Below are 19,687 nucleotides of genomic sequence, written 5' to 3'. Positions count from 1 at the left end.
AGTTACTGCTAGATGTCAGCTCCCTTAACTACGAGAATTTCAAGGAAAAGTATGAGAGGCTAATACAAATTATATATAAATTATATTAGCCTATTAACAAATAAACAGTCACTAGGTCTACCATGACTATCACTTAAGTCAGCGTTTCTAAAGTTTGATTATGTTTAAATTGCTGCTGGTCTCGAAGTTTCAATAGTTTATCCCAATCTTGACGGGCTTTAGGAGACCACAACCAATTTTTTTGCAGTTGTCGGATATGAAATTCGTGACCAGCTTTTCCCATAACTTTACCAAAATATTTGAAAGCTTGAACGGGAGTTATTTGTAAATTTTGAGCATATTTAAGTGTTACTAATCCGAGACCTGCATAAGCATTCAGAGCTTCTCTATTTTTGACAGATAAATTTGTCTCGTTATTATAAGAAACAGGACGAGTTTTTTCGATTTCTGGGGCAATTTCTCCAGATAAAATCAACACTTTAGCCCAAGCTGTTTCAGCTTTTTTGATTTCACCTTTAGTGTAATAAGCAAATCCTAAAGCATTTTGATATTGAATATTTTCTGGTTTTTTTGCAGCCGCTTTTTCCCAATAGCTGATAGCTTGATCTATCAGATTATTTTGATTTGTATCTTGAAACTTTTCCCAAGCTAATCGACCGTTAAGAAAATTGATTTCTGGAGCGTTGCTTAGTGTTTCTGGTACAGCATTTATTGCTGCTTCAGCTTTTATTAATTCACCTCTTTCTAGTAATGTTTCTACTACCAATTTACCAGCCCGAATATCATTTTGATTAAACTGTTCAATTGCCAGATTCTGTACTTCTGGGATATTATTGATTGTCTCATTAACAAGTCGAACCCTATTATATTCATAGTTCAAAACTGGAGCAGGTGCTTTGGGCAATTTAGCAGTTATTGGTTGACGATTGATACTAATGAGGTTAGTACCAAACAATAACATCATTCCTGAAACAGCATATCCTAATGTTTTTTTCCAGGAAAACTTAAATATTGGCTGAGTTGATTCTTCACCACTTTCTTTAGGTGTAATTAAATCTTCTTGTTTTTCATAGTATTGATGATTCAGTTGCTCTATTATTTCTCTTTCTTTCAATAACTCCTGGTCTGTCATTACTACTCGATTTTTACCATCTTCAACTTGACAATTCAAATTATTAGTTCCAGGTTCAGTAGGGTACTTCTCCAGTTGCTTTGGATCAATATCTGGTTGTACAGGAGTTGAATCTTCTGGTGAGTTAGGAGATTCAATTTTTTCATCAATAGACGTCAGGATATCCTCTTCTATTTCATTTTTAGAATCGTTTTGTTGTTGAATTAGATATCCATCAAAATCTGGATGTAGATAAACAACAGGTAATCCCCACCAAGAAAGTTGATCGGAACTGTAGGTAGAAATCAAACCTTGTCTTGCTCGATTTAAACTTAAGTCTATCGGATAACCTTGTTTAAGGTTGCGATAAAAGAACTTTGTCAGAATGATAGCAACATCATCTTGAATGCGTTCCGCCATTGCTAAAACTCCTGGAATTCCCCGTTTGGCCATTGCTTCTAATAAGTTTATCTCTGCTCTCTCATTGGTGGGGTGAACAAGATGGTTGTAAGCACCTCGACAAGAGTTGAAGACCGCCATCTGAATACCATTGTTAACTAGCAAACCTGCTAGATCATTACCACTCATACTTTCTGTTAAACCTGTTATATTACTCACTAGAGATATTTCACCGCCAGAAATACCCGAGTTACTATGACCTGCATAGTGGAAAACTTGATATTTACCTTGTTCTAATTTTTGGGTAAGTTCTTCTCTCCCCGGTTGATGAAGAATATCTAGGTGAATTTGAGTTTCCCCACTATTTCTTTGCAATTCTTCTTGTAATGCTTTATATTCTTTTTCTAGTTGTAGACTGTCCTTATCAGTAGGAGTTGCGATCGCCATCAATATTTTCAATGGTTCTCCAGGAGTTAGTACCCGGGTATATTTAGGTAAGGAGGTATTAGGTTGAGAGCGAGAGAACACAATAGGTTGATAGCGAGAAAAAACAAAATCAGATAAGACAGTAGTATTACCAATGGCAATGGGGCGATCGTCTGCATGGAGTACCTCCCAAGGTAAACTGGATATACGTCTGTCTTTAATACCTAGACGTAACCGTAAGTCCTTGTCTAGATGATTAGCTATTGCTTGGGCAGAATTCCAGCTATCTCTCAGGGTGTCTTTGAATAGTTCTTTATACATTTCTTGGCCTAATGCTACTAAACTTGGACTTACTACTTCCCCAGACCTGGCCACAATCTGATCGGGGATAACTACCTGAGAATTGGACTTTTCTTCTAGGATATCGGTAAATGGATCGCCAAGTAGGTGACGTGCTTGGGCCAGCCATTGTTCTACAGGCCATTCGACTATTTCTTCGGCCAGTGGGCAACCAACAGGTACGTTTTCTGTACGGACAAAATATTTGTCTTCTCCCAGGGGAGTAATTGAAATATGAAATTCTTGAGTCACTTATTTTCTATCCTTATGCTCAAATTATTCCGCCAAAACTCCCGATCTTCGCTTTGATGTGTGAATACATGGGAAAGAAATGACGGCTGTGGTTTTGGTGCTAGTCTAAATAAGGTCAAAGTAGTGCTGGTTATGATTTCCCAGACCTATCAATTTGCACACTTAGTTTTGGCGTTATCTATTACTAACTTGACTGTTGGGATTATTACAGACTGGTTGGTTAGATAATTATAACGCTCATTTTTTGGCCTCTTCATCTATGTTAGTATTAGGTTTCTGAGGCTTGATCTTTAAATTTTCTCTACAACTACTTATTAACTAATTCAGGAGGACTTTCTGGATAATTTGATCATCAGCACTAAAATATTAATCTAGGTATTAATTCCGTTAAATACCTACATTTTAATTTCCGGCCCGACATCTAAAATAGTAGATATTGGGTAGCAAGTAGCAATAGTAATTATTAATCTGGTTAAGCTGACCAAATGACAGATTAACCTATTTTTTCCCTAGACAATATTATATGTAAAAAGTTTCTTTTTTGTCTGGTTTATTGACTATAATTTTTGTTTTGCTTAACAGAACCGTATTTGTTTAAAGCCATTAAATCACCTTTTTTCAATTGATAGAATATCAAATTATCCATTAATGTTGTAACTCCGGTAGGTGAAACCATCATTTTTTTTCTATATTCAGAACGCTAGAAAGCTCTTGAGTCACGATAATCTAGATATGAGAAAATTTTGCTGTAGAGTTGATATCGGATAAATCGGATTATATGAATGCTATCTTTTAAATCCTTTGATTGTAGAGTTTTCTTTTTCTTAATCTGAGGAATTTGACTGTGGTTAGTAAGCAAGATTACAGCAAATTTCGTCTTAGTGAGGTATAATATTGCGGGGTAAAATTCCCTGACTCATTATAGTAGTTTTCATTAATATAGAGTACAGAGATTTGGGTTTAAAGGAAGAAAGAAGAAGGCTTTAGTTATCTAGGAGAGAAGGAAGAAGTTTTGTAAGTCAACATGAGTGAAAACCGCTATAATTTAACGCGGAACCCGCCCCTACTATTGCAACATTTTAGGTGTTTCACGCCACTACTGGACTCTTTCATCTAATGGGTGTGCATTAGGGCGGGTTTGTTTACAGCGCTTTTCAGATGGATAAACCACATCGTCATAGCCAAAACCCTGTAGGGGCGATTTCCGTTCCGGAATACTTCGTAAACGCGTTTGCGCAGCATTCGGAACGAAATCCCCTCTACTGTGCTCTACTGAAATGAAAACCGCTGTAATCTTTGGTTGAGTATCGAAATTTCGACTAAAACCCGCCCCTACTATTGCAACATTTTAGGTGTTTCACGCCACTACAAACATCCATTAGCGTTTGCGGAGCATTCCGCAGGAAAGCTTTGCAGTTAATATTTGTACCTCATATAGAACCCATTTGGTATTTATTGTTTTATACATGATGGGGGTGGGGAGTGTGGGAAGTGTGGGGAGGGTGGGAAGATGGGAGCATTTTTATACCTTTTTCCCCTATTTTATTTCTTAATCTCCTGACTTCTGTACGGGTGATTTCCGTTTGTCATGCTCCTAAGGCAAGCGTTTACGTTTGCAGAGCATTCCGAAGGAAAGTATTCCGGAACGAAAATCACCCCTACTCCTGAGGACTGAGCCAAAAACTCGCAACAAAGCCCAAGATACCAAATGGGTTCTATACTTGGAATATACTTTCAATAATTAATAATTACCTCTCCTTAAAACGGATATAATTGAGCAAAATGATTTTTTTTTCTCCTTAAAAGGAGAGGCTTTATACCTTAATTATTCGGTAATTTGAAAACAATTTTCTCACTTGGGAATATGAGCGATCGCTCCCCAAAAATCCCTACTTATTCATCTAACAACTACAATTTTTCTCGCCTAACCATTGCTCTCCTAACTGCTGGAGAGCTATCATTACTGGTTGCACTTCTAATCCTTTCTCTGTCAAAGAATATTCAACATGGGGAGGCACTTCTGGATACACCCGCCTTGCTAACAAACCATGTTTTTCTAATTCCCTCAGTCTTAAGGTCAGGGTTTTCGAGCTAATTCCCGGTAGAGCTTCTAATAATTCGTGAGTTCGGCGATCGCCACTCAACAGCTCTTGCAAAATCAATACCGACCATTTACTACCCAATATTCCTAATACAAACTGAATCGGACAATTGTTGCTTAAACACAATATATCCCTCATTTTAACATCTGATTTGACACTTTTATTTTTAAGTTTCATTTTCTTCTAACTCTTAAAAATTTATCTTTCTTTAATAATAACCTTTACCACTGAAAAAACAAAAATTTTTACTTTTTGTAACTAAAGAATTTTTCAGACCCTATATTGCAATTACAGTAGAAAGTATTAGGATATAGATGGAGGAAAAAAAACCTCCTCTAGCTGAAAAGCTAGGATATATATAGAAATAATTCACCTTACTTATGGAGTTTAACGTTTAGGGATCGATAAGTTTGTTTTTCTTAACATCCCATAAATAAATCATTCGGTTTAACATTTTGAAAAAAAAATAAACAAAACTAAATAGTAAGCATTTCCTGACGGAATGCTGCGCAAACAGCACTCAGCTAACAGCTATCAGCCATTAATTCATTATTTTGTCAGGAGGAATTAGTCTTCAAGGAGAATTAAAAGTCCGACACGAAAAAGGTCTTCAGCTAATCTTAGTAGTTGCTTTATTCTTGACGAAAATACGAAAAGCTGAATCCTTACATTAAATAAATAAATCCTGCCTAGCAACACGGTATAAATAAAACATTGGAGAAGAAAATTATGGTGAACCTATTAGGTCAAAAAAACATAACAAAAGTAGATAAAGAAACAGCTTTTGTCCTATGGTTTGAAGAAGTAGGAATTGCAGATATTCCATTAGTGGGAGGCAAAAACGCATCCCTGGGAGAAATGATTCAACAATTAACTCCCAAAGGTGTAAACGTTCCCAATGGATTCGCCACTACAGCTTACGCATATCGGTATTTTGTCAAAAAAGCGGGATTAGAGAAAAAACTGCGAGAACTATTTGCTGACCTAGATGTAGAAGATGTCAGGAACTTACGAAAGCGGGGAAAACAAGCTCGTACTCTGATTCTTGACACCCCATTCCCAGAAGAGTTAGAATCAGCCATCGTCGCAGCATATCATCAAATGTGCGATCGCTACGGAACTTCCGCCGAATATTGCGACAAACTAGAAGGAAATTCCAAACAAGAATGTGAACGTTACACCAAAGAAGTAGATGTAGCAGTACGTTCCAGCGCAACTGCTGAAGACCTACCGGATGCCAGTTTTGCTGGACAACAGGAAACCTACCTCAACATTTACGGTGATGAAGCAGTATTAGAAGCTTGCCATAAATGTTTTGCCTCCATATTCACAGACCGCGCCATATCCTACCGTACCATCAAAGGTTTCGACCACTTTGACGTTGCCTTGTCAGTGGGCGTACAAAAAATGGTACGTTCTGACCTCGCTTCCTCCGGCGTCATGTTCTCCATCGATACTGAAACTGGATTCAAAAATGCTGCTCTTGTAACAGCAGCCTACGGTTTAGGTGAAAACGTTGTCCAAGGAGCAGTCAACCCAGACGAATACTTTGTTTTTAAACCTACCCTCAAAGAAGATTTCCGCCCAATATTGGAAAAACGTCTTGGCACAAAAGAACTGAAGATGATTTATGACATCGGCGGTTCCAAACTTACCAAAAATGTGCCAGTGCCAGTTTCCGAACGGGAAAAATATTGCATCAATGACGACGAAATCCTGCAACTAGCAAAATGGGCCTGTGTTATTGAAGAACATTATTCTCAAGTGCGCGACCATTACACGCCAATGGATATTGAATGGGCAAAAGACGGTCTCACTGGTGAATTGTTCATTGTGCAAGCGCGTCCAGAAACAGTACAATCTCAAAAATCTGGTAGCATTCTCCGTAACTTCAAACTTAAAGGTAGTAGTGATGTATTAGTTCGCGGTCGCGCCGTGGGAGAAATGATTGGGCAAGGTCAAGCTCGTGTTATTCTTGACGTGCATAAAATTGACGAGTTTATGGCAGGGGAAGTTTTGGTGACAAACAAAACCGATCCTGACTGGGAACCTATTATGAAAAAGGCTAGCGCTATAGTTACTAACCAAGGCGGGCGTACTTGTCATGCTGCTATTATTGCGCGGGAGATGGGTATTCCAGCAATAGTTGGTTGTGGTGATGCGACTAAAGTGTTGATGACTGGTCAGGAAGTGACTGTTTGTTGTGCTGAGGGTGAAGAGGGCAAGGTTTATGAGGGTATGGTGCCGTTTGAGGTGCAGGAAACTTTGTTGGGTGACTTACCTAAGACTAGGACTAAGATTTTGATGAACGTTGGCAACCCAGAGGAAGCTTTTGGTCTGTCTTCTATTCCTTGCGATGGCGTTGGTTTGGCAAGGTTGGAGTTTATTATTGCCAATCATATTAAAGCTCACCCATTAGCTTTAATTCACTATGACGAGTTGGACGATCCGTTAGTAAAACGGGAAGTTGGTAATTTGACCGGGTTGTACGAACATAAACCAGATTTCTTTGTAGATAAATTGGCGCAAGGTGTAGGTACGATCGCTGCTGCTTTTTATCCTCATCCTGTAGTGGTGCGGATGAGTGATTTCAAGAGTAACGAATATGCGAACTTATTGGGTGGTCGTCAGTTTGAACCAGGGGAAGAAAACCCCATGATTGGTTGGCGAGGTGCGTCTCGTTACTACGATCCAAAATATCGCGATGCTTATGCTTTAGAGTGTAAAGCGTTGAAGCGAGTACGGGATGAAATGGGTTTAACTAATGTGATTCCAATGATTCCTTTCTGTCGGACTCCTGATGAGGGTCGCAAGGTGTTGGCAGAGATGGAGAAAAATGGTTTGAAACGGGGCGAGAATGGGTTGCAAGTGTATGTGATGTGCGAGTTGCCCAGCAATGTGATTTTTGCCGACGAGTTTGCCCAAGTGTTTGATGGTTTCTCTATTGGATCTAATGATTTGACTCAGTTGACTTTAGGTTTAGACCGAGATTCGGCATTGGTGGCGCACATTTTTGACGAACGGAATGAAGCGGTACGTCGGATGGTGAAAATTGCTATTAAAGCTGCTAAGAAATACGATCGCAAGATTGGTATTTGCGGTCAAGCGCCTAGTGACTATCCTGAATTTGCTCGCTTCTTAGTTGAGGAAGGTATTGACTCATTGAGTTTAAATCCTGATTCATTGTTGAAGACTCTGTTGGATATTGGTAAGATGGAGGAGTCGGGTTCCGTAATGGATGACATTATGGATGTAGCAAGGGCGAAGTAATTTTACAGCGGTTTTCCTGCACGGTAGTAGGGACGTTGCATGGAACGTCCCTGCAAGGTTTTTTTATAGCGATGTAGTTGATTAAAAAGCACTGTAGTGGAACTACACAGCTAAAATAGTGCAATAGTAGGGGCGGGTTTTATCTAGAATTTTAATGCTTACTCTAAGATTTACATAAACCCGCGTAGGTGCACACCCATTAGTTGTGTCAGTCTAGTAAGTTTTTGATAATTTCTATCTTTGTCTAGAAACTAGCGATCGCTCTTTTTGTTAAACAGAGATTCTATGGGATAATATAGAATCCGATTGAATAGTCGTCATTGCGTTTCGCTCCGCGACATGTTTGCGGAGCATTCCGTCAGGAAAAAGCGCAGCTTTGCGATAGCAAGCGTCAGCGCAGCAATCTCAGGGGTGCGCGGAGATTGCTTCCTTCCACTCCGTTCCAGTCGCAATGACCCAGGCTATACTAAAAACTAGCGATCGCTCCTTTTGTTAAACATATATTCTATGAGATAATATAGAATCCGATTGAATATTCGTCATTGCGTTTCGCTCCGCGACATGTTTGCGGAGCATTCCGTCAGGAAAAAGCGCAGCTTTGCGATAGCAAGCGTCAGCGCAGCAATCTCAGGGGTGCGCGGAGATTGCTTCCTTCCACTCCGTTCCAGTCGCAATGACCCAGGCTATACTAAAAACTAGCGATCGCTCCTTTTGTCAAACATAGATTCTATCTAGTAAAAAGGAGCGATATTGTCTGTTTTTACTGATAACTGATAACTGTTAACGAAGTTCCTCTGCAAGAGGCTAACTGAAATCTATTCTTCCTCATCAAAGACTGGCGGCCAAAGTTCAGAAATGGATATTTCCCAACCAGGGAACAGTTCAGGAATGCTCAATATGTCATCCCCTGTAAGTTCAATGGGTTCTCCTGTGGGGCGATAAATTATTACTGTTTCTTCATCGGGATCGATTAATATTGCAACTTCCACCCCCAATTCAATATATTTTAGGAGTTTCTTCTTCAGAGGGGGAACTCTATCGCTTTGAGACTTGATTTCCACTGCTAGATCGGGTACCATTTCTGCAAAATAGCGGATGCTTCGTGGCAAGCGATCGGCTTTGACAAAAGAAACATCTGGTGCTTTGAGGTTGCTATCAGGTAAAATAAAACCACCAGCAGAGTCGAATACCCGTCCCAGACGACGGGGGTTTATCCAAGCATAAAGAGAAGCACTTAAACGTATGGTTATTTCGCTCGAAACAATATCTGACGGCCTCATAATTGATATTTTTCCACCTTCTAATTCTAATTGATAATCTAAACCTGCTTCATTGAATAGGGTTTGTATTATTTCTAAGTCTTTGATAGTGACATCCGACATACTTGATCAGCAATTATATGATGATAGGTTGATTTCTATTTTAGCAAAAGATTCTACATATTGAAGTTAGGCAGCAAGTGACTATCCTGAATTTGCCCGCTTCTTAGTTGAGGAAGGTATTGACTGTAAACTCTCAAAAAATTTTTTTGTATACATCAGTGAAAACTAGGTAAATTGATATCAATTTAATCAAAAAAATCAGTATTTTTATGTAAAACTCGTTTTTTTTATTGTCTATTTTGACTTTATATATTTAAGTATCAGGTTGAATAAAACCCCGCATATTATACCCCTTTATTGACTAAATCTAACTACTGTTATTACAGAAGAATTACTTAAATTTAAAAATTTAAGCGATTAAAAGTTTCTGCCTGACTAGGTTAGGAAAAAATCTAGATTCACCAATCAAAAATAATTGACATTGTAGTGTTATAGTGGATATCAATTAGTTCAAATAAGTTTCCAGTTAATTGGTCAATCCAAATTAATTATGGCACAAATTATTCCTGACAGCATTGCATCTGAAGCTAGTGCTGGTGAAAAACGTTTGTATAATATTTTATCTAGGCTACCTGATGATTTCTCGGTTTGGTATGAACCTAAGATTAATGGGCGTTATCCTGATTTTATCATTTTATCTCCCGACTTTGGCATCTTAATTATTGAAGTGAAAGGATGGTATTTTAATTCTATTTTGAAAGCTAACTCAGACTATTTTGAGATTAAATGGAGGCAAAATAATAGAGAAACAAATCAAAAACAAAAATCACCTCTAAGTCAAGGAAGAGATTATCTTTTTAAGATACTCGATCAACTAAAAGCACACCCGATTTTGACTCATAGATCGGGGAATTATCAAGGAAAATTATGCTTTCCTGTGGGTGTTGGGGCGGTGATGTCTAATATTACTTATAAACAAGCATCTGAATCTAAACTTGACCAACAGATATTACCAATAAAAAAAGTAATTTATAAAGATGAATTATTAAACTGGGAAGAAGGACAAGTACCAAATGAGAGAATTATTCAACGTTTTCAAGAAATGTTTGAAATCCAATTTAATTTTCCGAAATTAACACTCGATCAAATTACGACTATCAAAGGTTCGATATATCCGGAAATTGTGATTAGAGAGGAAAAAGCAACTCCTGATAGCGTGCCTGATAATATTCAATTTTTACCTAGTGATACTATCTTAAAAATACTCGATTTTAGACAAGAAGGATTAGCTAAAAGCATTGGAAATGGTCATAGACGTTTCTTTGGTGTTGCCGGATCGGGAAAAACATTACTATTAATTTCTAGGGCTAAGTATTTAATAAATAATAATCCTAAACTAAAAATTTTAGTTGTTTGTTTCAATGTCAGTCTTGCAGCTTATTTACGCTCCGTTTTACATCAAGATTCACAAAATCCCCAATATCAAAATATAGAGGTTACTAATTTTCATAATTGGGCTATTTCAATCACTGGTTATTCAGAAAATAAACCAGGTGAAAACTATGATAAAAAAATCGCCTAGGAAACTTTGAAACAATTATCGAACTATTCAATTGAGCAAAAATATGATGCTATTTTAATTGATGAAGCTCATACTTTTGTGCCTAGTTGGTTTAAGTGTTGTGTTAGTGCTTTAAAAGATAGTGAAAATGGCGATTTAATGATTGTTGCTGATGGTAATCAAAGTCTTTATCAACGTAGTAAATTTATATGGAAAAGTGTAGGAATTAAAGCAGTAGGTCGTCGGACAATTAGTAAAATTTTTGATTTAGATAAAAACTATCGGAATACACAACAAATCTTATCAGCAGCTTCAGAAGTTTTAAAACCAATAAATGATAGGGTTAATTCATCATTAGAACAGCAAGATATAAATTTTCCCCTAATACAACCTACCTCAGCAGTAAGGCAAGGAGAAATTCCTCAATTACATTTAGCTAGCAATTCAGAAAACCAAGACAAAAGTATAGTTAAAACTATTCAAATATTGCATAAATCAGGATTAAATTTTAATGAAATAGCGATTATTTACCGCCATAATACTAGGTTGAAATCAATCATTTCCATGATGAATCAATCTGATATACCCACTTATTGGGTGAGTAAAGATAAGAAAAGTAAAGCAAAGTATAATCTGAATTTAAAAGGAGTAAGAATAATCACTTGCGAATCGTCTTTAGGATTAGAATTTAAAGCAGTCTTATTAATTTGGTTAGAACAATTTGATGACTCTATAGGAAAAACTAAAACTGATGCTGAAATATTAGCAAGGAGAAAAATATATGTTGGGATGACTCGCGCTCAAGAATATTTGCATTTATTTTCTAATAAAAATGCCAAAATTGCTCCAGAGTTAATTAATGGTAATTATTTTGATATTATTGATGAGGGTTAAACACAATGTCTAATAATCTAATTGAACAAGCTCAACAATTTTTAAAACAGGAAAACTTTCCCGCAGCAGGCAAAATTTTTCGTCAATTTTGGGAAGAAGAAAATAATAGCTATGCTGCAAGTCGTTATTTATCTTGTTTAAGGAAAGCAGGACATCCTGGTGCTGCCATCAGACAAGGAAAAAAAGCTAAGGAACAATTCCCGGATAACAATTATATTAAAAGTGAATTAATTTGGGCTTGTTATGACAGAGATATTAAAAAATTTGCAGCAGAAGAAAATTTATATGATTTGATAAAATCAGCCATCAATATTTTAAGTCTTCAACCAGAGAAATTGCCAAAAGAATTAACAGTTATGGCTGTTGTTAAATTAGCAAAACAAAAAGAAGAATGGCAGATAGTATCAGAATGGTGTGATAAATTAGAGCCGCAAATGATGGATAACACCACAATGAATGGCAAGGGAAAATCTAAACAAGAACAATGGTTTTTTGCTAAAGTTAAAAGTTTAGTTCAATTAGAATTATGGAAAGAAGCTCGTTCTTGGGCATTAGAAGCTATCAAGTTATATCCAAAAGAAATTCATTTTTATCGTTGGGCTGCTTTAGCTTTAGGATATCAAGGAAAAGTCAAACAAGCTATTAATGAATTAGAAAAGATAATTTCAACCAAAATAGTAGAATGGTATATATTCCAAGATTTAGCAAATTTTTATTCCAGTTTAAATCAACTAGAGCAAGCAATTAGTTGTAGTTGTCGTGCTGCTTTAGGATCAGGAGAATATAAAGCAAAAGTTACTCTCTACATGAATATTGCTCAACTAAGTTTAGATACAGGAAATATAGAAATGGCTGTCAGAAATATTGAACTATCTAAAGCTATTCGCGAACAGGAAGGATGGAAAATTAAAGAAGATTTACAAAAGGTAGACTTTAAAATACACCAAGAGTTAGAAAAATCTCAAAAGACGATTGAATGTGAAAGTAGAAATATTAATTACCTAGTTAAATTATGTCAAAAAGACTGGAAAAAGCAGGCTTATTACAATCTGCCTCAAGAAAGCGGAATTATTAATTATTTACCCCAAGATAAATCTCATGGTTTTGTAATTACCGATGATGGTAAACGCGTTTTCTTTTTACAGAGAGATTTACCACCTTATTTGAGAAAAGAAAAGTTAAGAGTATATTTTAATTTAGAAAAAACTTGGGATAGAAAACATCAAAAACAATCATTTAAAGCTGTTAATTTCTCTAGTTCATAAATATCTAATATTACTCAGCCTAAATAACCTCTAATAATAACCATATTTATAGCAGTTTTTATGTGAGTAAACCACAGTACAGACTTGCCATAGAACCTCTCTGCAAAGGTTGTCGTCTGGACTGGGTTTACCTATCTGAAAAAGGCTATAATTTTTGCTAACAATTCTCTGAATAATAAGGAGGAAGAAATGAGATTTATTAATCCTAAAACTGATTTCAAGAAGAAAAACAAAAATTTGTTTATAATGACGAAATAAAATTAGTATTTCTGGAACTAAGAAAATTCCAGAAATCAAACGAATTAACTATTCATCTGAGATGACAACAAAAATTGTGTAAAATTCTCAAAAAACTCAGCCTTAGATAAACTACCATCCTGGTTAACATCGCTGACTTTCCAGAAACTTTCAATCTCTTGCTCAGTATAACCAAGCTTCTTAAACTTAGATTCAATTTCAGACATTTCTAAAATACCATCTTTATTGACATCAATCTCTTCAAAAACTTGCAGTATATAATCCTTAAAAAGTGCCTGAGAAAAAGCCTGACAAAGCCCCTTTTCAATTACATCTAAAAACGAACTTTTTTGAGTTTCGGTCAACCAAGGGTCCAGAACCGTAAAATATCACGCTATGTGACGTTTTATATCAGTTTTATGAAGCAGCAGTTGATAATTTTTTAATATAAAAATGGTATAAACTTGATGATAATAATTCTCCTAGTATTGAAAACCAAATGAATATCCAAAAAGTTGCAATTGTTGGAGCTGGTTTAATGGGTCATGGTATTGCTCAAGAATTTGCTTGTGCAGGATATGAAGTATATTTACCGAATAATTAATTATTTATTAATTAAATAATTGTGGTTTAAAGCCTCCCCTTGGATAGGGGAAAAAAAGAAATGATATTTCCCAATCTTCAATCAAGAACGGTTTTAACCAGAGGTAATTATCAATTATCAATTATCAATTAATGAAATGACCTCACGGAAAAGACTCTCGAACAGGCAATGAGCAATATCAAGGTAAACCTCCAGATGCTCATAAAAGCTGGACTAATGACTCAAGATCGGATGGAGTTAGGTTTAAAACAAATCCATCCCGGAACACAACTCAAAGATATTGTTACAGATGTCGATCTGGTAATTGAAAGCGTATTCGAGAATCTAGAAATTAAACAGACCGTTTTTCAGGAACTAGACAAATTTTGTCCAGAACATACGATCTTCGCCAGTAATACTTCCACATTAATGCCAAGTCAGCTTGCATCTGCAACCCAAAGACCGGATCGGGTTCTTGTTACCCACTACTTCAACCCCCCATATTTGCTCCCACTTGTCGAAGTTGTCAGAAATTCAGAAACCTCCGATAACACCATTACAACAATCATCGATCTTTTGACAAAAATTGGGAAACGTCCAGCTCTCATCCAGAAAGAAGCTCCAGGATTCATTGGCAACCGTCTTCAAGGCGCCCTAATTCGGGAAGCATTGTCAATTGTGAAACAAGGTATTGCTAGTCCACAAGATGTAGATATTGTGGTCAAGAACGGTTTTGGACGACGTTTAGCAAATGCTGGTGTCTTTGAGATATTTGAAATCGCAGGTTGGGATTTAATCTTGGCAATTTGGCCATACCTCATTCCTTACATTGAAAATTCCATTGAAACACCATCATTACTCCAAGAGAAAGTCGATACAGGTGAGCTTGGCCTGAAAACGGAAAAAGGTTTCTATGACTGGACTCCAGAATCATCAGAGGCTTTAAAAAAACGACTTTCTGATGCTTTAATTAAGATTGCTCAATGGTCATAAGTATCTAGGTTAAATTAACCTAACATTTAGAACTTTAATTTTTAAGTCTCAAATGTAATTTTTGCGAACAATTTTCTGGACAGGATTTGGAAAATATGTTGTAGGGAATAGGGAATAGGTAAAAAAAATCAAGTATTTTTCTATTTTAATCGATCATTAAGCAAATATAGCAGTCGCCATTACTGGCGCGAACATTCTCAAATATAGTCACAGCAAAAATTTAACTTCAGCCTTCAACCTTCAGCCTTCTGACTTCAGTTATGAAGCCAGTGTTTGTTCTGTTAGGATAGAACGCCAAATACAGGACTTACGCAGTACCGCTGTATTTAGTATGGGCGTATGCCATTTGCCCCTACGGGTGCTGCATTATTTAGTATTTTGCGTAAGTCCTGAAATATTCTTGTAGGGACGTTCCATGGAACGTCCCTACTTTTTTTCGGAGTAGTCTAGTAAGTAATGAATCACCAACTACATCTTCATAGTTACAGTCTTAATCTCTGTATACTGCTGTAAAGCATACTCACCTTTCTCCCTACCAATACCAGACTGTTTAAAACCACCAAACGGTGCAGCAGCATCAAACACATCATAACAATTTACCCAAACAGTACCTGCTCGCAGTCTATGAGCTACAGTATGAGCCTTACTCACATCTTGTGTCCATACACCAGCAGCCAAACCATAAATCGTATTATTTGCTCGTTCTACCAGGTCATCAATATCCTTAAACTTAATAATGCTCATCACCGGACCAAAAATTTCTTCTTGAGCAATTTTCATATCATCTTGCACGTCAGCAAATACAGTTGGTGCAATAAAATAACCGCGATCGCCAACTCTTGAACCACCGCATAACATCTGGGCACCATCCTGCTGACCAGACTCAATATAACTCATCACTTTATTAAACTGTTCTTCATCAACTTGAGGCCCTTGTTCCACACGTTCAGCAAATGGGTCGCCTACCATCCGGCGTTTTGCCCGTTCTACACTCTTGGCAACAAAATCATCATAACATTTCTCTTCTACAAACAGACGAGAACCCGCACAGCAACACTGACCTTGATTGAAGAATAAAGCAAAATGGGAGCCTTCAATAGCCGCATCCATATCCGCATCGGCAAACACTATATTCGGACTCTTGCCACCGAGTTCTAAAGTCACCCGCTTTAAGTTACTCTTGGCAGCAGCTTCCATGATTAAATGACCGACTTCTGTCGAACCAGTGAAAGCAATTTTATCAATATCGTTATGGTGAGAAATGGCAGCACCAGCAGTTGGGCCGTAACCAGATAACATATTGATTACACCAGGAGGAAAACCAGCTTCCACCGCCAACTCTCCCACCCGAAAAGCTGACAATGGTGTTTGTTCGGCAGTTTTCATTACTAATGTATTACCCATTGCCAATGCTGGGGCAAGTTTCCAAGCTTGCATTAATAAAGGGAAGTTCCAAGGAATAATTTGACCGACAACTCCTACTGGTTCGTGGCGAGTGTAGCAGAAATAGGGGCCATTGAGGGGAATAGTTTTGCCTTGAACTTTGTCCGCCCATCCTGCATAATAGCGATAACAGGCGATCGCCAAAGGTAAATCTGCACTGAGAGAGTCTTTGAGTGGTTTACCATTATCCAGGGTTTCTAACCTTGCCAACTCTTCTATATTTTCTTCCATCAAGTCTGCTAACTTATATATAAGTTCACCTCGTTTGGTAGCAGACATTTTTTGCCAGTCACCACTGGTAAATGCTTTGCGGGCTGCTATTACAGCTTTGTCTACATCAGGTGCATCTGCTTCTGCAACGTCACAAATAACTTCTCCTGTTGCAGGGTTAATAGTTTCAAACCGTTTCCCAGAGGCACTTTCTACCCACTCGTTATTAATTAATAGTTTGGTTTGGCCAATTTTAACCTTTTGTTCTGGTATTGTAGTAGTTACCATAAATTTTTCTATTACTTTGTCGTGAATATAACCTTTTTATCTCTTCGTAGTCTTTATGTCTAAAAAACTTTAGAAATTTTTAACAAAAAAAATATATAGAAATGTGGGTTTATACTGATATAATTTCGAGTTGAATAGTTATAATTAAACACCGTAGTAAGGCTTTAGTACATTAAATATTTATCTTAGGGCTAGAGCAATTCTACCGGTAAAGAAGCAGAAGCAAAATAATTTGGAGCGCACCATTTTTGTAATTGGAACAGTCATTTCAGTTATCAGTTATCAGTTATCAGTTAACAGTACCTCTGGCTAAACCCAGAGGCTTGAAATACTGAAGTTAATTTTTTTTCATCCCCTTAAAAAGGGAGGCTTGAGACCTGATTTTTTGGTCAAGAAGAGATCGCAGCAGCTAGTAGCAGTGTAGATTTACTTATTAGTGCTGTTTCATCAGAAGTTGATTGGGATAAAGCTTTTAGTTTATTAGCAAAGAACGGCGTTTTCTGTTTAGTTGGACTTCCTGTTTCGATGTTATATCATGTCCGCTAGCATCAGTATTGTATAGCAAAGGTAGGGAACACTTAACTGGGAACAGGGAACAGGTAGCAAGGCTTAATATCAAGCAAGAAAAAAACTTAAATTTCCTGTAAATATTTACGCTTGGGTTTACACAAACGATATAAAGGGACATGATGTTAAATATACCTTTATTACCTTGAGTTTTCGATCAAAAAGCTGTTGTGGGTAGTGTAGTTGGTGGACGGCGTTTTATGACAGAAATGTTGGAGTTTGCAGCCATTCATCAGATTAAGCCAATGATTGAAACTATGCCTATTTCTCAAATTAATGAAGCAATGGATAAGGTATTAGCAAATAAGGCTCGTTATCGGAATTGTTTTAACTTCTGAATAGAAAAGATTTATCAAATTTCTATATGGTGTCATATATGATCCGGGTAATTAGTTATCGTATTGCTTAGGAGTCAGGAGTCAGGAGTCAGAATTCATAATTCAGGAGAAAGAAACAATTTGAATAGTATGAATTTTTCAATTTAGTATTCAATAGAAAACCTGTATTAAGAGGAAGTAATTTTACGATTACTATATAATATCATGTCCGGTTAAATAGTTATAAATAAAAAGGGAGGAGTCAGGAGTCGTAGGGGCGTTTCATGTCGCGCAGCGAAACGGCCGTTAGCTTCGCATAACTATCGTTAACGCCCCTACAGGAGGGAAGAGGGAAGAGGGGATCAAAAAAGTATATGCATGAGAAAGTTTTTTTGGTCGCGTAAGCGGAACGGAGTTCTATCACGCTCTTATCCGGACATGATATAACCGGATTTTATATCAAACAGTAGGGACGCTCCATAGAACGTCCCTACATGATTTTTCAAATTAAAAGCTAACTGCTAAAAGATTTTTAATGACCTATCCCTACATACTGAAAACCAGCAGCTTCTAACTCTTTGCGATCGCAGAAATTACGACCATCAACAAACAAATTATGCTCCATCGACTTTGCCATCTTGCCATAGTCTAATTTCTCAAACTGTTTCCAGTCTGTCACCAACACCAAAGCATCACAACCATCAGCAAGTCTTTCTGGGTCAGTCTCAACTACTACACCTGTTAAACCATGACGCATACCAGACTGAGAAATGATTGGGTCATAAGCTTTCACCTTAGCACCCAACCTGTTCAACTCTTGAATCAAATCTAGAGAAGGTGCATCCCGCATATCATCAGTATCAGGCTTAAACGTCAAACCTAATAACCCAATAGTTTTACCCTTAAGAATTTTCAAAGACTGCTGCAACTTGTCCACCGCTATCATCCGTTGATGCTTATTCACCTCAACTGCTGCTTTTAATAAGTTTGCTTGACAACCATAGTCATCAGCAGTATGAACTAAAGCAGAAACATCTTTCGGGAAACAGGAGCCACCCCAACCAATACCAGCTTGTAAAAACTTATTACCAATGCGAGAGTCTAACCCAATACCCTTAGCAACCTGAACTACATCTGCACCCACGCGATCGCAAATATTAGCAACCTCATTCACAAAACTAATCTTAGTTGCTAAGAAAGAATTAGCAGCATATTTAATCATCTCTGCCGAGTTCAAATCTGTAATTACCACTGGCACTGGTGGTAGAGACTGGTCGTCACCATACTTGCGTTCGACTAAAGGTGCATAAAGCTCCTGCATCATATCTAACGCCTTTTGACTATTACTTCCCAACACAATTCTGTCTGGGTTAAAAGTATCAAAGATGGCAGAACCTTCACGCAAAAACTCTGGGTTACTAACTACATCAAATTCTGCTTCAATATCTGTACCAGTTCCCCCTTCTTCTTTTTTACGTTCCTCAACCCCATCTAAAACGATCCTCCGTACCCAGTCACCAGATCCAATAGGTACAGTTGATTTATTAACAATCACTTTGTAACCTGTAGTCAAATGAGCGCCTATACCCTTTGCCACCGCTTCCACATAGCGAGTATCACTTTCCCCTGTAGGTAGTGGAGGAGTACCAACAGCGATAAATAAAATATCACCATGATTGACTCCTGCTTTTAAGTCAGATGTAAACTCTAGCAACCCGTCTTTAGTGCTACTTTGCATTAGTTCAGACAAACCCGGTTCGTAAATTGGAGACTGTCCTGATTTTAACAACTTGACTTTTTCTTCGTTATTATCTATGCAAATAACATGATGTCCTGTATGAGAAAGACAAACTCCTGTAACTAAGCCAACGTAACCAGTACCAATAACGCAAACACGCATATTTATATCCTCAAAATTTTTAACACAAAAATGGATAATTAATAATTAATCCCTAGAGGTTTAAAGCCTCTCCTTATCAATGGATAATTGATAATTAATTCATTATCTAGACAGTGTAAAGTTATAGGAATAACTATTGCTAGCTAAGACTTTCAGTTATCTAAAGGTTAGAAACTTTACTATTCAGAAATTTAGGTGCTGTAAGCAT

13 protein-coding genes and 1 pseudogene are annotated in these 19,687 nt (G+C 37.2%); 8 read left to right on the top strand and 6 right to left on the bottom strand.

Annotated features, from left to right (window positions below; genetic code table 11):
- Positions 1 to 133: 133 nt before the first annotated feature.
- The gene (locus ACP6PK_RS27950; RefSeq protein WP_426564592.1) at positions 134 to 2,527 is read right to left on the bottom strand and encodes a CHAT domain-containing protein; all 2,394 of its coding nucleotides are present in this window, start codon (positions 2,525 to 2,527) and stop codon (positions 134 to 136) included.
- Between the two features lie 60 nt (positions 2,528 to 2,587).
- Here ACP6PK_RS27950 and ACP6PK_RS27945 point away from each other — a divergent pair, with 60 nt between their 5' ends.
- A complete protein-coding gene (locus ACP6PK_RS27945; protein ID WP_168186572.1) occupies positions 2,588 to 2,755 on the top strand; it encodes a hypothetical protein in 168 nt (55 codons plus the stop codon).
- Positions 2,756 to 4,428: 1,673 nt separating this feature from the next.
- Here the strand turns inward: ACP6PK_RS27945 and ACP6PK_RS27940 are convergent.
- On the bottom strand, positions 4,429 to 4,767 hold the full coding sequence (locus tag ACP6PK_RS27940) for a winged helix-turn-helix transcriptional regulator (protein ID WP_426564644.1): 339 nt from the start codon (positions 4,765 to 4,767) through the stop codon (positions 4,429 to 4,431).
- 591 nt (positions 4,768 to 5,358) lie between these two features.
- Here ACP6PK_RS27940 and ppsA point away from each other — a divergent pair.
- On the top strand, positions 5,359 to 7,899 hold the full coding sequence (gene ppsA, locus ACP6PK_RS27935; RefSeq protein WP_426564590.1) for a phosphoenolpyruvate synthase: 2,541 nt from the start codon (positions 5,359 to 5,361) through the stop codon (positions 7,897 to 7,899).
- Positions 7,900 to 8,714: 815 nt separating this feature from the next.
- Here ppsA and ACP6PK_RS27930 read toward each other — a convergent pair.
- Positions 8,715 to 9,281 carry a Uma2 family endonuclease gene (locus ACP6PK_RS27930; protein ID WP_426564588.1) on the bottom strand — a complete coding sequence of 189 codons (567 nt, stop codon included), beginning with the start codon at positions 9,279 to 9,281 and terminating at the stop codon, positions 8,715 to 8,717.
- Positions 9,282 to 9,771: 490 nt separating this feature from the next.
- Here ACP6PK_RS27930 and ACP6PK_RS27925 point away from each other — a divergent pair, with 490 nt between their 5' ends.
- The 3 genes from ACP6PK_RS27925 to ACP6PK_RS27915 are packed head-to-tail and all read left to right on the top strand — an operon-like array spanning position 9,772 to position 12,941.
- Positions 9,772 to 10,803: a nuclease-related domain-containing protein gene (locus ACP6PK_RS27925; RefSeq protein WP_426564586.1), complete on the top strand. Its 1,032-nt coding sequence runs from the start codon at positions 9,772 to 9,774 to the stop codon at positions 10,801 to 10,803.
- A 6-nt stretch (positions 10,804 to 10,809) separates the two neighbouring features.
- Positions 10,810 to 11,676 carry a 3'-5' exonuclease gene (locus ACP6PK_RS27920; RefSeq protein ID WP_426564584.1) on the top strand — a complete coding sequence of 289 codons (867 nt, stop codon included), beginning with the start codon at positions 10,810 to 10,812 and terminating at the stop codon, positions 11,674 to 11,676.
- 5 nt (positions 11,677 to 11,681) lie between these two features.
- Positions 11,682 to 12,941, top strand: coding sequence for a tetratricopeptide repeat protein (locus ACP6PK_RS27915; protein ID WP_426564582.1), 1,260 nt, complete (start codon positions 11,682 to 11,684; stop codon positions 12,939 to 12,941).
- Positions 12,942 to 13,243: 302 nt separating this feature from the next.
- Here ACP6PK_RS27915 and ACP6PK_RS27910 read toward each other — a convergent pair whose 3' ends face one another.
- Positions 13,244 to 13,543 (bottom strand): EF-hand domain-containing protein, encoded by a 300-nt coding sequence (locus ACP6PK_RS27910; RefSeq protein WP_426564580.1) that lies wholly within the window; start codon positions 13,541 to 13,543, stop codon positions 13,244 to 13,246.
- A 134-nt stretch (positions 13,544 to 13,677) separates the two neighbouring features.
- Here ACP6PK_RS27910 and ACP6PK_RS27905 point away from each other — a divergent pair.
- Positions 13,678 to 14,364 (top strand): annotated as a pseudogene (locus tag ACP6PK_RS27905) (3-hydroxyacyl-CoA dehydrogenase family protein); the annotation flags it as partial.
- Positions 14,338 to 14,754, top strand: a complete 417-nt coding sequence (locus ACP6PK_RS27900; RefSeq protein WP_426564642.1) for a 3-hydroxyacyl-CoA dehydrogenase family protein — start codon at positions 14,338 to 14,340, stop codon at positions 14,752 to 14,754. The pseudogene ACP6PK_RS27905 and the gene ACP6PK_RS27900, both read left to right, overlap by 27 nt.
- A 468-nt stretch (positions 14,755 to 15,222) precedes the next feature.
- On the opposite strand, the gene ACP6PK_RS27895 is transcribed toward ACP6PK_RS27900, so the two are convergent.
- On the bottom strand, positions 15,223 to 16,695 hold the full coding sequence (locus ACP6PK_RS27895) for an aldehyde dehydrogenase family protein (RefSeq protein ID WP_426564578.1): 1,473 nt from the start codon (positions 16,693 to 16,695) through the stop codon (positions 15,223 to 15,225).
- Between the two features lie 737 nt (positions 16,696 to 17,432).
- Between ACP6PK_RS27895 and ACP6PK_RS27890 the strand changes: the two genes are divergently transcribed.
- Entirely contained in the window at positions 17,433 to 17,600 is a 168-nt protein-coding gene (locus tag ACP6PK_RS27890; RefSeq protein ID WP_426564576.1) for a hypothetical protein, read from the top strand.
- A gap of 511 nt (positions 17,601 to 18,111) precedes the next feature.
- Here the strand turns inward: ACP6PK_RS27890 and ACP6PK_RS27885 are convergent.
- Positions 18,112 to 19,479, bottom strand: coding sequence for a UDP-glucose dehydrogenase family protein (locus ACP6PK_RS27885; RefSeq protein ID WP_426564574.1), 1,368 nt, complete (start codon positions 19,477 to 19,479; stop codon positions 18,112 to 18,114).
- Positions 19,480 to 19,687 lie beyond the last annotated feature (208 nt).

The organism is Dapis hubbardiae BLCC-M172, from assembly GCF_050016015.1.
GTDB lineage: Bacteria > Cyanobacteriota > Cyanobacteriia > Cyanobacteriales > Microcoleaceae > Trichodesmium.
The sequence above is the reverse complement of the archived record's forward strand: the minus strand, read 5'-3'. Positions and strand labels throughout refer to the sequence as shown.

Bases quoted from the DNA above. Each gene is read 5' to 3' on its own strand.
- ACP6PK_RS27915 (WP_426564582.1), top strand. From the start codon at position 11,682: ATGTCTAATAATCTAATTGAACAAGCTCAACAATTTTTAAAACAGGAA.
- ACP6PK_RS27925 (WP_426564586.1), top strand. From the start codon at position 9,772: ATGGCACAAATTATTCCTGACAGCATTGCATCTGAAGCTAGTGCTGGT.
- ppsA (WP_426564590.1), top strand. From the start codon at position 5,359: ATGGTGAACCTATTAGGTCAAAAAAACATAACAAAAGTAGATAAAGAA.
- ACP6PK_RS27930 (WP_426564588.1), bottom strand. From the start codon at position 9,281: ATGTCGGATGTCACTATCAAAGACTTAGAAATAATACAAACCCTATTC.
- ACP6PK_RS27885 (WP_426564574.1), bottom strand. From the start codon at position 19,479: ATGCGTGTTTGCGTTATTGGTACTGGTTACGTTGGCTTAGTTACAGGA.
- ACP6PK_RS27895 (WP_426564578.1), bottom strand. From the start codon at position 16,695: ATGGTAACTACTACAATACCAGAACAAAAGGTTAAAATTGGCCAAACC.
- ACP6PK_RS27940 (WP_426564644.1), bottom strand. From the start codon at position 4,767: ATGAGGGATATATTGTGTTTAAGCAACAATTGTCCGATTCAGTTTGTA.